This window comes from Serratia sp. H1w (genome assembly GCF_000633355.1).
Lineage (GTDB): Bacteria > Pseudomonadota > Gammaproteobacteria > Enterobacterales > Enterobacteriaceae > Chania.
This window is the reverse complement of sequence record NZ_AYMQ01000092.1, coordinates 42604-55296: the sequence shown is the minus strand read 5'-3', so window position 1 is coordinate 55296 and position 12693 is coordinate 42604. Positions and strand designations below refer to the sequence as shown.

The following is a 12693-nucleotide window of genomic DNA, read 5'->3' as shown; positions in this document are numbered from 1 at the left end:
ACACATTGAATACTTGACCGGCCATGAGGCTGGAGGACACTTGAGTGAACACCGTATCAGTACCTTGGTTTTACTGCCCCAGGTCACCGATGTGGTCAAAATCCCAGTGATTGCCGCTGGAGGTATCTATAACCTGAAAACCGCAAAGGCGGCCTTGGCAATGGGAGCGGCCGGGATCTATGTTGGCACACGTTTTATTACCACGTTTGAATCTCCCGCCAGTCTCAATACCAAGCAAGCGATTGTTAACATTCAGTCTGAGGAGTTGGTCGAAATTAATACCCCGGCGGGAGATATCCGCGTCATCGCCACCGAGAGTATCCTCGCAGGTCGCGGAGAGAGCGAGGTTGGTATCATCAAGACGGGTATGCTAGACGGAGATCATCAATATGGTGTGATCACGGTATCTGGCGCAGCAGGCGGCATTACCAAGATTAGCAGCGTTAAGGAGGTAGTCTGCGAATTATCTTCTGCCTTTAATTAATAAATTCTGTCGAGGAGCCTATACCACCAGGTACAACCCAAAAGCTGTATTACGACCCCCTTCGCAAACCCTGCATTGATGCGGGGTTTTTTATTGTCTGCATAAAAATCACCCGCTACCGTATTCATCTCCTTGCTAATTAATGTGTATGGTGTGTATTATAAGTATTGAACAGGTGAAAAGTTCAGAGCTGATAACATTACTCGAAAAACAGGGTTGGGTTTTGCAACGGATCAAAGGCAGCCACCATCAATTCAAACATCCCGACTCACCGCTGGTGGTGACCGTGCCTCATCCTGTTAAAGATCTGAAATTGGGCACCCTACGGCAGATCATGAAAGATGCCGGGTTATCTGATGGCAAAACCCTTTCGCATTAACGAGGTAACGCTATGTTTTATGCCGCTTATATTCATTCCGATCCCGATGGTAGCGCCAGCGGCTTCTTTCCCGATGTGCCCGGCTGCTACTTTGCCGGAGACAGCCTCGACCAAACCTTCCAGGATGCCAAAAACGCCCTGGATGCGCATTTTGAATTATTAAGCGAAGACAATCAGGCCATTCCGCGTCCACAGGCGGTGTCATTCCATTTAGCACAGGGAAACGACGCCCTCAACGGTGGGCAGTGGCTGCTGGTGGATATCAATATGGACAAGTTTGATGGCCGGGCAGAACGTATCAATATCACGTTGCCCCACAGGCTGCTGAACCGTATTGATTTGCTGGTGCAACAGCATCCAGGCTATGGCAGCCGCAGCGCATTTCTCGCCGCCGCAGCACGCAATGAGTTACTAAAGGCGGGTTAAGCTCAGGGGGCATAGCCCCCTGGCAACATCACTGATTAAGAAACTTATCCAGAAACTGCTTGGTGCGCTGATGCTGCGGATTGGCGAACAATTCCTTCGCGGGCCCCTGCTCAACAATGCGGCCATGATCCATAAAAATGGCGCGTTCGGCCACGTCGCGGGCAAAGCTCATCTCGTGCGTAACAATCACCATGGTGCGTTTTTCTTCTGCCAAAGCGCGAATGGTGCTGAGCACTTCACCTACCAACTCTGGGTCGAGTGCCGAAGTCGGCTCATCGAACAGAATGACTTCAGGCTGCATCGCTAATGCCCTGGCAATGGCTACGCGCTGCTGCTGGCCGCCGGACAAACGTTTAGGATAAGCCTGTTCTTTGCCACTTAATCCCACTTTCTCCAATAGGACACGGGCGCGCTTTTCGGCGCTGGCCTTGGCCTCCCCTTTGACGATCACCGGCCCTTCAATGATGTTCTCCAGCACCGAACGGTGGGGAAACAGGTTAAAGCTCTGAAACACAAAGCCCACCTGTTGGCGCAGGGCACGCACCTGATTTTTCTGTTTGCTCAGCGGGCGAGCGCTGTCGATCAGGATCTCACCGACGCGGATGGTGCCAGAGTCCGGCACCTCCAGCAGGTTGATGCTGCGCAGCAAGGTGGTTTTACCGGAACCACTAGGCCCAATAATCGCCACCACTTCACCCGCATTCACCTCAAGATCGATGCCGTGCAACACGGTCTGCCCTTTGAACTTTTTAACCAACTGTCTGACTTCGATGGCGCTCATCGGTTACTCCTGATCCTGACGGTTAACATGCGCTTCCAGGCGGTTTTGCAATGCGGAAAGCAAGGTGGCCATCACCCAGTAGATCAGCGATGCCGCCAGATACATAGCGAACACTTCCAACGTCCGTGAGGTGATCAGTTGCGCCTGACGGAATAACTCCGGCACCTGAATGGTCGCCGCCAGCGAGGTATCCTTGACCAGACCGATAAAGCTGTTGCCCAACGGAGGCAGCGCGGTACGAGCCGCCTGCGGCAGGATCACCCGGCGCAGGGTCTGCCAGGGCGTCATACCGATACTGGCCGCCGCTTCCCATTGCCCTTTATCGATCGAGGAAATGGCCGCACGCAGCGTTTCAGACGTATACGCGGCGGTATTTAACGACAGGCCAATCAGCGCCGCCGGGAACGGATCCAGCTCGATGCCGAACTGCGGTAAGCCGTAATAGATCATAAACAGCTGGGCGATCAGCGGCGTACCACGAAACAGCGAAACGTAGATGCGGGACAGCCAGGAAACCGGCCATAACGGCGAAAGGCGCATCAGCGCCAACAGAAACCCAAGGATCAAACCGAGCGCCATGCCCCCCAGACTAAGCTGGAGAGTCAGCAGCGCACCGCGTAATAAAAATGGCGCTGAATCCAGCGCCAGTTGAATACTCTCTTGCATTATTTAGTTACGTCCGCACCAAACCATTTTTCAGAGATCTTCGCTAACGTACCGTCTTGCTGCATTTGAGCAATGGCCTGATCGATAGCGGCCAGCAGTTCCGGGTTGTTTTTACGCACCGCGACACCCGCTTCCTGACGAGAGAATGCCGGGCCAGCGACGGCCAGCGTATCACCGGTTTTCTTCACCAGATCCAACGCCGCCAGACGATCGACCAGAATGGCATCGATGCGGCCTACGCGCAGGTCCTGATATTTGGTTGGGTCATCATCATAGGTACGCACATCGACACCCTGCACATTGTCACGCAACCACTGTTCGTAGTTGGTGCCCAGACCAACGCCGACCTTTTTACCCTTCAGATCGTCGGCCTTGCTGATAATGCCCTCATTGCCTTTCTTCACCAATGCCTGGATACCGGACACGGTGTACGGGGTCGAGAAGTCGTACTTTTTCTTGCGCTCGTCAGAGATGGTGACCTGGTTGATCACCACATCGATACGCTTGGACTCCAGCGAGGCCAGCATGCCATCCCATTTGGTTGGATTGAGCTTGGCTTTCACCCCCAGATGTTCCGCCAGTGCATTAGCGAAATCCACCTCGAAGCCGGTCAGTTTGCCGTCCTCACCCTGGAAGCTGAACGGCGGATAGGTCCCCTCCAGCCCAACGATCAGCGTGCCGCGCTGCTTGACCTGATCGAGCAGGTTGTCGGCCGCATAGGTTTTCACGTTCAACCCGGTAGTCAACGCAACGGCCATCACACCCAGCAGCAGTTGACGACGCAATTTTGAAAAGATCATAGACACCCCATCTGTTGTTTATCTTTTTGATATCATGACTTTACCAGTCATGATAATTTCATAAAGGAATATAAAAAAATAAATATAGTTCTAAATGGAATAACAGCCTGACCCGGCATCACACCTGCGGGTGATAGGCGAACAGCGCCGGTGCCCCACCGGTATGCACAAACAGGATCGGGCCTTGATCGCGAAAACGTTGCTGGCTGATACCATCAATCAACCCCGCCATCGCCTTACCAGTATAGACCGGGTCCAGCAGCACACCTTCCTGTTGTGCCAGCAGTTTTACCGCCGCCATCCCCTCGTCATTCGGCATACCGTACTGTGGTGCAAAATAGTCATCCCACAGGGTGATTGGCGCCAATGCATCAATATCCAGCGAACAGGCAACCGCTTTTTGCAACTGCTCTACTTTCGGTAACTGGTCGATCACTTTGCGGGAAACGGTCACGCCAATGAGTTCGCTTTGCGGCAACAGTTGCTGTAGCCCCACCGCCAGGCCAGCATGGGTCCCGGCGCTACCGGAAGCCACCACGATCGAACTGAAGGTGATATCACGGCTTTGCGCGGCAATTTCCAGCGCGCACTGTACGTAGCCCAGTGAACCGAGCGCGTTGGAACCGCCAATAGGGATCACATAAGGACGAAAACCTTGGGCTTCCAAACGGGTGGCGAGATCGGCCAACTGTACCTGTGGATCGTGCAAGGCATCGCACATCACCACTTCAACGTTGAACAAGTCGAGCAGCAGGCGATTACCGTTAGTGAGGTAGTTTTCCGCTTTGGTATCAATCGGGTTTTCCAGCAGTGCCACACATTGCAAGCCAAGCTTGGCCGCCACGGCAGCGGTCTGGCGAACGTGGTTAGATTGAATGGCACCGGCGGTAACCAGCGTATCGGCCCCTTGGCGCACCGCATCGGCGGCTAAAAACTCCAGTTTTCTCAGCTTGTTACCGCCCATTGCCATCGGCGTGACATCGTCACGTTTGATGTAAATTTCGCGGCCAAGGTAATCAGAAAGGCGGGATAACTTTTCGAGCGGCGTGACAGAACCAACCAAATCCAGGCGCGGAAATTGCGCCAGTTGCTGTTGCAGATCCACAACTTCCCCCAGGGAAAAAATAACGACGTCAGAACGATAGATTTATCAGATGTGCTCTGAATAATCACTCTTTATTCGTGGGGCAGCCAGTGGGGAGATCCGGCCAACCGGCCGGACTCGTTAGCTTAATAACTCTTTTGCCAGGCTAAATATTGGTCATACTTACGCAATGCGATGCGGTAATTATCATTCGCAGCCGGTGGCAGATCGTCGATAATACGCTGATGGTTAAACGCGCTGGCAAACTGATCGGCAGGATAATTGTGTGCCACCAGCATTTCATCCAATCGCCGCAGGCGCACGACATATTCGCGGATGGTGCTGTGGTTCATCTCGGTCTGTTCAAACAGATACTGTTTGAATGCCATGATGTCGAAGTAGCTGGGGTGACTATTACAGGAAATTTCACTGCAAAACCGGCATAGCGCAGTCAGTTCGCTTTGCACGTTTTGCCAGACCAGATCGTCAATCGGCTGATCCATCCGGGCGATGGCCTCCTTATTGATGATCTTGCCACGAAACACCAATGCCATGCGATCAAGCAGCTTCTCGCACTGGGAACAATGGGTTTGGCTGTGTTTATAATCTTTCAGGTAGCGGCTGAGTGGCCGTTTCTTCAACTGTTTTCCTGGCATATTTTTGCAGTCCATTTATTGCGGCAATAATCAGGTAGGTTTTGAGGGCAGGCTTTAGGGTTCAGGTATCCTGGGCCAACCGTGCCCGCAGGCGTTTAATCGCCTGGCTGTGCAACTGGCTGACTCGTGATTCACCCACATCGAGCACTGCGCCAATTTCCTTCAGATTCAGTTCTTCCTGGTAATACAACGTCAGCACCAGTTTTTCACGTTCCGGCAGCGCCTCGATGGCGTCGATCACCCGCTGGCGCAGATTACCTTCCAGCAGTTGATGCAGCGGATTGGCGGCTTCATGGCCTTCCAGCACCGGTTCGGCGCTGTCGCCATGCTCTTCCTGCCATTCGTCGTAGGAAAATAGCTGGCTATTGTTGGTATCCAGCAGGATCTGGCGATATTCGTCCAGCGATACATCCAACCCCTGCGCCACCTCCACTTCGCTGGCCGGGCGGCCAAGCCGCTGTTCCAACTGCTGCATCATGCGCGCCACTTCCCGGGCATTACGGCGCACGCTGCGCGGTACCCAGTCCCGGCTGCGCAACTCGTCAAGCATCGCACCGCGAATACGCTGCACGGCATAGGTCGTGAAGGCCGTTCCTTGCAGGGCATCGTAACGCTCAACGGCGTTTAACAGCCCTATTCCCCCGGCTTGCAGCAGATCGTCCAGCTCCACGCTGGCGGGCAGCCGAACCTGCAGGCGTAACGCCTCGTGGCGCACTAACGGAACGTAGCGCAACCAGAGAGAATTTTTGTCCATGACGCCTTCGGCGGTATACAGATCGCTCACTATGTCTAACCTGCGGATTACGGAGTCACCGCTATTATCCGCAGCAGGCGAAATACCAATCGTCTGAACAGCCGTACAAAACGGGCTTTATTTGTGCCATGTAAACGCCCTGATGGCACCAGAAGACAAAAAACCCTGCCGCAGCAGGGTTTGAATGACAGGCTAATCGGAGAGAATCGATTAACGCAGCAGAGTCAGTACGTTCTGGGTAGACTGGTTAGCCTGGGCCAATACAGAGGTGCCAGCCTGTTGCAGAATATTGGCACGGCTCATGTTGGACACTTCGGTCGCGTAGTCAGCATCCTGAATACGAGACTGGGAAGCAGACAGGTTGTTCACGGTGCTGTTCAGGTTGTTGATAACAGAATCGAAACGGTTCTGTACCGCACCCAGGGAAGAACGCAGGCCGTCAACTTGTGACAGTGCTTTGTCCAATACCGCCAGTGGATCGGTGGTTTTAGGTTCGGTAGACTGCTGCGCGCCTTTGGTTACTTTACCTGAGGCATCCAGCGAGGCCTTGAAGAAGGCATCATTACCATCAGCATCTTTGCCTTTAACCACATAGCCAGCTTTACCTGCTGCATCAGTGTAAGAACGCAGTTCATCACCACCGCTCAGACCACTTACCGTAGTGGTGCCCACTTTAACTTGAGCCTGCTCTGTCAAACCAGTTGGTTTAGTAGTAACAACATTGGCACCAACACTTGAATCGAAGGTGAATTCACCAGTACCGCTAACAGCACCTTTCACCCACTCACTGGCACCAGTCTGGATGTAAGAATCAGTACCATCGCTATATACTTTACCGTCAGTAGATGTTTTAGGTGTAGTAGCACTGGTATCGGCTGCAATAGTCGGAGCAGCCATCTTGTCGATTGATGTCACTGCTGCAGTGCCTACTGCAGTAGGATCAATGGAATCAGCGACGCTGAATTTGTCCAGGCCTAAAGTTTTAGCATTGATATTTTTCAGATCGATATCGATGGTTTCACCATCGTTTGCACCGACCTGAATGGTCAGCTTCTGGTCACCGCTCAGCACTTTCACACCGTTGAAATCAGTCTGCTCTGAGATACGGTTGATTTCGTTCAGACGCTGGGAGATTTCGTCCTGGATTGACTGCAGGTCGCTAGAAGAGTTAGAACCGTTCTGAGACTGCACGGTCAGACGACGGATGTTCTGCAAGTTGTCGTTAACTTCGTTCAGTGCGCCTTCGGTGGTCTGCGCCAGAGAGATACCGTCGTTGGCGTTACGAGAAGCCTGAGTCAGGCCCTTGATGTTAGCGGTGAAACGGTTGGAGATCGCCTGACCCGCAGCATCATCCTTCGCGCTGTTGATACGCAGACCAGAAGACAGACGCTCGATTGCGGTACCCAGAGAAGACTGAGATTTGTTCAGGTTGTTCTGCGCCATCAGCGACAGGCTGTTGGTATTAATTACTTGTGCCATAATTTGCTTTCCTTACGAATCAGTTGCGACGTTCGCATTCACAATTAAAGGGTTCGGGCCTTGTTGGCCCACGGCGTCAACCACCGTCCCATCAGGTATCGGCGCTCCCCCAACAACCTTTAGATTTTTTTTCCGTTTTTTTTATTTATCGTCAATGGCGCGAATAACGCTGTTTTTCCCTCTTCTACTACCCCATCGTTTTTTCTATTTATCCGTAAACTTTTCTGATACTGAGCCGATAACGCATAGAACGTACATACCCGATGGATTGCAGGTGGCGGCAGGGCTTCATTCCCCGATGCTCGCAAGCGACTGGTAATACGACGGGTATCAAGTTTCTGATCATAGGAGAATGACGAATGGCATCGATTAGTTCATTAGGCATCGGCTCAGGGCTGGATCTTAACGGCTTGCTGGATAAGCTGAGCGCGGCGGAGCAACAGCGCCTGACACCTTACACCACACAGCAAACCAGCTATAACGCCAAGCTGACCGCCTACGGCACGCTGAAAAGCTCGCTGGAAAAATTCGATAACCTGAGCAAGGATCTGGCCAAGCCGGAGTTTTTCAACAACACCACCACCAGCACACACGATCAGTTTGGCGTCACCACCACAGCCAAGTCGGTCCCGGGAAACTACAGCGTTGAGGTGCTACACTTGGCACAACCGCAAACCTTGACGACGACGGCAGATATCAAGGATCAGGCTGAACAACTGGGAACCAGCGGTGCCAGCGACCGTTCGATCTCCATCACCGCCGGCAATCCGCCCAAAGAAGTCAAAATCCCGCTTGGCGACGATCAAACCTCGCTGCTGGAAATGCGCGATGCCATTAACGGTGCCAAGGCTGGGGTGAATGCCACCATCATGCGCGTGGGCGACAACGAATATAAGTTGGCCATCAGTTCCTCCACCACCGGTGAAAGTAATACGGTCAAGGTACAGGTCAATAATGATGACAAGCTGGGGGCGATGTTAAATTACGACGCCGCCGGTACCAGCAACGGCATGAAAGAAACGGTCAAAGGCCAGGATGCTGAAGTGACCATTAACGGCACCAGCATTAAACGCAGCACCAACTCGATCGTCGATGCCCTACAAGGGGTCACGCTGGATCTGAAAACCACCACCAAACCGGGCGAGCCGCAGAATCTGGTGGTTACCGCCGATAAAGGCGGGTCAGCGGACAAGGTCAAGGCTTGGGTTGATAGTTACAACTCGCTGCTGGATACCTTCAACTCCCTGACCAAATACACTCCGGTCAAGTCGGGTGAAGCGCAGAACGCCAAAAATGGGGCATTGCTGGGTGATAACACGCTGCGCGGCGTTCAGTCCTCTATCAAGAGTGCACTAAGCGCCGCGCAGGATAACCCTGACCTGAAAGGCCTGGGTAATCTAGGCATTACCACTAATACCAAAACCGGCAAGTTGGAATTGGACAGCGACAAGTTGAAAAAGGCGCTGGACGAAAAGCCGGACCAAGTGGCCAAATTCTTTGCCGGAGATGGCAAAGAGACCGGTATGGCGACGGAAATCCACAATGAGATCCAAAACTATATCAAGGCCGGTGGGGTCATCGAGAACTCGACCAAGAGTATCAATACCAACCTCGACCGTTTGAATACCCAGATCACTCGCGTGACCGAAAGCATTCAAAGCGCCATCGATCGTTACAAACAGCAATTTGTTCAGTTGGATACCATGATGTCGAAATTGAATGGTACCAGCACTTATTTAACCCAACAGTTCGCGTCGAAATAAGCGCGTTAACCAGGTAACAATAGCATGTACAACCGCAGCGGCACCCAGGCTTATGCCCAGGTGAGTGTAGAAAGTGGCGTGATGGGAGCCAGCCCGCACCAGTTGATCGTGATGCTATTCGACGGGGCGCTCAGCGCCCTGCTTCGTGCACGCATCCTGATGAACCAAGGCAATATCGCAGGCAAAGGTTTAGCCATCTCGAAGGCGATTAATATTATTGATAACGGGCTGAAAAATGGCCTCAACCACGAACAAGGCGGCGAGATTGCCGATAATCTCGCTGCCTTATACGACTATATGAAACGCCGTCTGATGCAGGCCAACCTGCACAATGATGTCGCGGCCCTTGATGAGGTCAGTGGGCTGCTGGAAAACATTGCCGACGCCTGGCGTCAAATTGGGCCCAATTATCAACCCGTTCAGGACGGCGTCTAATGGAACACTACCAACAGTTGCTATCGGCCTATCAACAGATCCAGACGTTGAGCGAGCAAATGATCTCCCTGGCGCAGGGTGGCCAGTGGGATGTGCTGATTGAAATGGAGCTCATCTACGTCCAGGCGGTGGAAAAAACCGCCAAACTGGTGACTATCTCCGAGTTATCTCCAGCGTTGCAGGAGATTTTACGCAACAAATTGCAGCAAATTCTCAACAACGAAACCGAACTGAAGCGGTTAATGCAACTGCGCATGGACGAATTGACGGTGTTGATCGGACAATCCACGCGCCAAAGCGTGGTCAACAGTACCTACGGTCAATTTCACGACCGCGCTTTACTGCTTGGTGAACCACAACCAAGATAAATCTTAGGTTTATTTGTCTGTCTTGGGTGATTAAGAGGATAAAACACTATTATTATCCCGTTGCACCATAATATAAACGCATGACATTTGAATAATTCGCATGGCAGGTAATGCATGAAAATGCAAACCGCTGGCATTATTGCCGACTTAATGGATAACACTTATCCCGACACGGACGTTTTCTGTTCAACAGGAAACTGATTCTTGACCAGTAAATTACCGAGTTGTGATCGGCAACAGACGAAAAGATGTTGCTCCATCACTCAGCAAAGCGTAAAGATATTCGTAGATAATAACGATGAAATGAATATTGATGGAACGCTTAATTAATCTTTGTCCCGGGATCGGTGCATCAGCACACCTCATTCAGCACACTGAACTACGATTTCTGGCGCTCTATTTTGAGCACACGCATCTGTTTTTGATCCAGCAAGGGCAAACACGTATACGATGGCAGCAGCGGGAGGTGGTCGCTCACGCTGGGGAGCTGTTGATTGTAGACGGTGGGTTAACTGTCGATGTGATTAACAGCCTTTCAGACAGCGGAGTGTTCAGTTGCCAGTTGCTGATTTGCGATCCCTTGCTGTTTGATACGCAACCCAATGCGCCTACTCCATTCACCGGCGTCACTACGCTGACGAAGCTGCCCTGCCCGTTTTTGCACAGTTTTGAAACCGCCTCGCTGGCAATGACGCTACACGAGCGTTTTCCGCAGGCGGTCATCCGCCATAAAATGTGTGAAATCCTGCTATGGCTGGCACATTTTGGGGTCCATTTTGCTCGTCAGGACACCAACGATCTGACTCAGCAGGTTCGTCGCTTGCTGGCAACCGATCCGCACCGGATCTGGACCGCCGCCGAAGTGGCTGAAAATCTGATGATGAGTGAGGTGGTGCTACGGCGTAAGCTGTCGGCAGAAAATACGGCCCTGCGCAGCCTGATGATCGACGTACGTATGAGCCGTGCGCTGTTTCTTCTGCAGGCCACCGACTGGCCAATTTCCGCCATTGCACAATATGTGGGCTATGAGAGCGCTTCCCGTTTTGCCGAACGCTTTCGTAAACGCTTCGGCTTCGCACCTACCGCTATTCGTGGGCATCAGCGAATTATGCAAGCCACCGCCGTGCAACCCCCTTCCTACCCATGGCTCAATACGGTGGAAGAATAAGTGCGCTTGATGGCAATGGCGAGCAGGGAATGTGACTAAGGCCACCCAGAGTGGCCCGTACTTCAGCTGAGCTTAACTAACACATAGGTCAATACGGCCAAGACAACTAGCATGACAATGCTGAAAAAACGCCATCTCACTTCACTTTTAGTACTCATCATCGTTCCTGCATAATGACTATTACCGCTATTATTTCCATCGGTGAAAAAATAACATCCTTGCCAAAATAAATGTATCATCGTTCTTATCTACTGCTACGCCAGCATACTCCGATATACGGCCAAAAAAAATAAGAATTATATTATCAAGTTAGATACCCCCGAATTTATTTAAGTCACAGCTTACCTGGCATGTCACTGATACTGTAATGAGACTCACTCCGTTTATCATTGAACGGATAAGGGTGCACAACCTGATGCTGGACTCAAGTGCGGCGAAATTTTCACCTAATACATTCTTCATCGATACCAGGGATTATATTATTTTCGATTGATATTGGTGGTATCACCTCACACTATAAGGTCAGCACCACGCTAGTTATTGGCTTAACTAACCCTGTGGTTTATCCCATTAAAAGGGTTAATCTAAGTTATTAACAATTATCCCCGCTAAACGCTAACAACATCCATTCTCTAATCAAATAACAACCGCACCATTCATTAGTTTCACACCCAAAAATGTAAGATAATTCCTTTGTTTCACAAGGATATATCCAATTTTACCCCCATCAATTGACTTTTAGGACAATAACTACAAATATTAGTTTGTTTTATCAATTTTAAGGAGGACGTTGTGATGGAATATTTGGTGGCGTCGCTGACTGCCTTGTGCATTTTTGCCTTCAAGAAACACGCAGAAGTTATTGATAGTAAAAAGATTGGTATCGCCAAGAAGAAACATCGGCGACGCACAAAGCACCGGATCGCAGTGATTTATTAGTCGTTCAAAGCGGTCGATAAAGGTACCGGGCGGAGGGTGTTTGTGCAGAGCGTGTTATTGTTGCACCCGCTCGCCGCCCTACCTTATTACTACACGGCCATATTCATCACATCCTGATAAGCCGCTACCAGTTTATTACGTACCTGCACACCCAACTGCAATGAAACCGAAGACTTCTGCAAATCGACCATCACATCATTTAAACTGATACCCGGAACGCCCAGTTCAAAATCCTGCGCCTGCTGGCGAGCGGTTTGTTGCGTGTCGCTAATCTTACCGAGAGCCGCCTTTAGCTCACTGGCGAAGCTGGCCCCCTGTAGCGGATCGTTTTGGCGCAGCGCCCCAGCCTGGACCGCGGTAGCCTGCAACTGCTGCACCACCCCTGCAATACCCTCAATAGTCATAATGACTTCAACACCTCATTCGTACCCTATGGATTTCAAGCTGTGGCTTGAAAGACGACGGGGATAGCCGCGCATTAATTCGCCTGCATTATTCCGATGTAGCACAC

At 51.5% G+C, this 12693-nt stretch carries 16 protein-coding genes; 8 read left to right on the top strand and 8 right to left on the bottom strand.

Features of this window, described 5'->3' with window-relative positions; all coding sequences use genetic code 11:
* From U869_RS0120900 to U869_RS0120885, 3 genes are all read left to right on the top strand, one after another.
* Positions 1–484: nitronate monooxygenase family protein (locus U869_RS0120900; RefSeq protein ID WP_025123998.1), on the top strand; the 484-nt coding region annotated here is incomplete at its 5' end.
* A 175-nt stretch (positions 485–659) separates the two neighbouring features.
* Entirely contained in the window at positions 660–863 is a 204-nt protein-coding gene (locus U869_RS0120890; RefSeq protein WP_025121543.1) for a type II toxin-antitoxin system HicA family toxin, read from the top strand.
* A gap of 12 nt (positions 864–875) precedes the next feature.
* Positions 876–1289, top strand: coding sequence for a type II toxin-antitoxin system HicB family antitoxin (locus U869_RS0120885; RefSeq protein WP_025121542.1), 414 nt, complete (start codon positions 876–878; stop codon positions 1287–1289).
* 28 nt (positions 1290–1317) lie between these two features.
* On the opposite strand, the gene tcyN is transcribed toward U869_RS0120885, so the two are convergent.
* The 7 genes from tcyN to U869_RS0120850 all read right to left on the bottom strand — a co-directional run bounded on the left by tcyN (position 1318) and on the right by U869_RS0120850 (position 7509).
* A complete protein-coding gene (tcyN, locus tag U869_RS0120880) occupies positions 1318–2070 on the bottom strand; it encodes an L-cystine ABC transporter ATP-binding protein TcyN (protein ID WP_025121541.1) in 753 nt (250 codons plus the stop codon).
* Between the two features lie 3 nt (positions 2071–2073).
* A complete protein-coding gene (gene tcyL, locus U869_RS0120875) occupies positions 2074–2736 on the bottom strand; it encodes a cystine ABC transporter permease (RefSeq protein WP_025121540.1) in 663 nt (220 codons plus the stop codon).
* The gene (tcyJ, locus tag U869_RS0120870; RefSeq protein ID WP_025121539.1) at positions 2736–3536 is read right to left on the bottom strand and encodes a cystine ABC transporter substrate-binding protein; all 801 of its coding nucleotides are present in this window, start codon (positions 3534–3536) and stop codon (positions 2736–2738) included. Before tcyJ ends, tcyL begins: the two co-directional genes overlap by 1 nt.
* A gap of 118 nt (positions 3537–3654) precedes the next feature.
* A complete protein-coding gene (locus tag U869_RS0120865; protein WP_025121538.1) occupies positions 3655–4641 on the bottom strand; it encodes a D-cysteine desulfhydrase in 987 nt (328 codons plus the stop codon).
* Positions 4642–4766: 125 nt separating this feature from the next.
* Entirely contained in the window at positions 4767–5276 is a 510-nt protein-coding gene (gene fliZ, locus U869_RS0120860) for a flagella biosynthesis regulatory protein FliZ (protein ID WP_025121537.1), read from the bottom strand.
* A 61-nt stretch (positions 5277–5337) separates the two neighbouring features.
* Positions 5338–6060, bottom strand: a complete 723-nt coding sequence (locus U869_RS0120855) for an RNA polymerase sigma factor FliA (protein WP_025121536.1) — start codon at positions 6058–6060, stop codon at positions 5338–5340.
* A gap of 180 nt (positions 6061–6240) precedes the next feature.
* A complete protein-coding gene (locus U869_RS0120850; RefSeq protein ID WP_025121535.1) occupies positions 6241–7509 on the bottom strand; it encodes a FliC/FljB family flagellin in 1269 nt (422 codons plus the stop codon).
* Positions 7510–7868: 359 nt separating this feature from the next.
* On the opposite strand from U869_RS0120850, the gene fliD reads away from it, so the two are divergent.
* The 5 genes from fliD to U869_RS32240 all read left to right on the top strand — a co-directional run bounded on the left by fliD (position 7869) and on the right by U869_RS32240 (position 12182).
* Entirely contained in the window at positions 7869–9272 is a 1404-nt protein-coding gene (fliD, locus tag U869_RS0120845) for a flagellar filament capping protein FliD (protein WP_025121534.1), read from the top strand.
* 24 nt (positions 9273–9296) lie between these two features.
* Positions 9297–9707 carry a flagellar export chaperone FliS gene (gene fliS / locus U869_RS0120840; protein ID WP_024528884.1) on the top strand — a complete coding sequence of 137 codons (411 nt, stop codon included), beginning with the start codon at positions 9297–9299 and terminating at the stop codon, positions 9705–9707.
* Positions 9707–10075, top strand: a complete 369-nt coding sequence (gene fliT / locus U869_RS0120835) for a flagella biosynthesis regulatory protein FliT (protein ID WP_025121533.1) — start codon at positions 9707–9709, stop codon at positions 10073–10075. The genes fliS and fliT overlap by 1 nt, the downstream gene beginning before the upstream one ends.
* 313 nt (positions 10076–10388) lie before the next feature.
* Positions 10389–11243 (top strand): AraC family transcriptional regulator, encoded by an 855-nt coding sequence (locus tag U869_RS0120830; protein WP_025121532.1) that lies wholly within the window; start codon positions 10389–10391, stop codon positions 11241–11243.
* 792 nt (positions 11244–12035) lie between these two features.
* Positions 12036–12182, top strand: coding sequence for a hypothetical protein (locus U869_RS32240; protein WP_157834748.1), 147 nt, complete (start codon positions 12036–12038; stop codon positions 12180–12182).
* Positions 12183–12271: 89 nt separating this feature from the next.
* Here U869_RS32240 and fliE read toward each other — a convergent pair whose 3' ends face one another.
* The gene (gene fliE, locus U869_RS0120820) at positions 12272–12586 is read right to left on the bottom strand and encodes a flagellar hook-basal body complex protein FliE (RefSeq protein WP_025121531.1); all 315 of its coding nucleotides are present in this window, start codon (positions 12584–12586) and stop codon (positions 12272–12274) included.
* Positions 12587–12693 lie beyond the last annotated feature (107 nt).

Bases quoted from the DNA above. Each gene is read 5' to 3' on its own strand.
- fliZ (WP_025121537.1), bottom strand. From the start codon at position 5,276: ATGCCAGGAAAACAGTTGAAGAAACGGCCACTCAGCCGCTACCTGAAA.
- tcyJ (WP_025121539.1), bottom strand. From the start codon at position 3,536: ATGATCTTTTCAAAATTGCGTCGTCAACTGCTGCTGGGTGTGATGGCC.
- fliD (WP_025121534.1), top strand. From the start codon at position 7,869: ATGGCATCGATTAGTTCATTAGGCATCGGCTCAGGGCTGGATCTTAAC.
- U869_RS0120850 (WP_025121535.1), bottom strand. From the start codon at position 7,509: ATGGCACAAGTAATTAATACCAACAGCCTGTCGCTGATGGCGCAGAAC.
- U869_RS0120885 (WP_025121542.1), top strand. From the start codon at position 876: ATGTTTTATGCCGCTTATATTCATTCCGATCCCGATGGTAGCGCCAGC.
- fliS (WP_024528884.1), top strand. From the start codon at position 9,297: ATGTACAACCGCAGCGGCACCCAGGCTTATGCCCAGGTGAGTGTAGAA.
- tcyN (WP_025121541.1), bottom strand. From the start codon at position 2,070: ATGAGCGCCATCGAAGTCAGACAGTTGGTTAAAAAGTTCAAAGGGCAG.
- fliE (WP_025121531.1), bottom strand. From the start codon at position 12,586: ATGACTATTGAGGGTATTGCAGGGGTGGTGCAGCAGTTGCAGGCTACC.
- tcyL (WP_025121540.1), bottom strand. From the start codon at position 2,736: ATGCAAGAGAGTATTCAACTGGCGCTGGATTCAGCGCCATTTTTATTA.
- U869_RS0120830 (WP_025121532.1), top strand. From the start codon at position 10,389: ATGGAACGCTTAATTAATCTTTGTCCCGGGATCGGTGCATCAGCACAC.
- fliT (WP_025121533.1), top strand. From the start codon at position 9,707: ATGGAACACTACCAACAGTTGCTATCGGCCTATCAACAGATCCAGACG.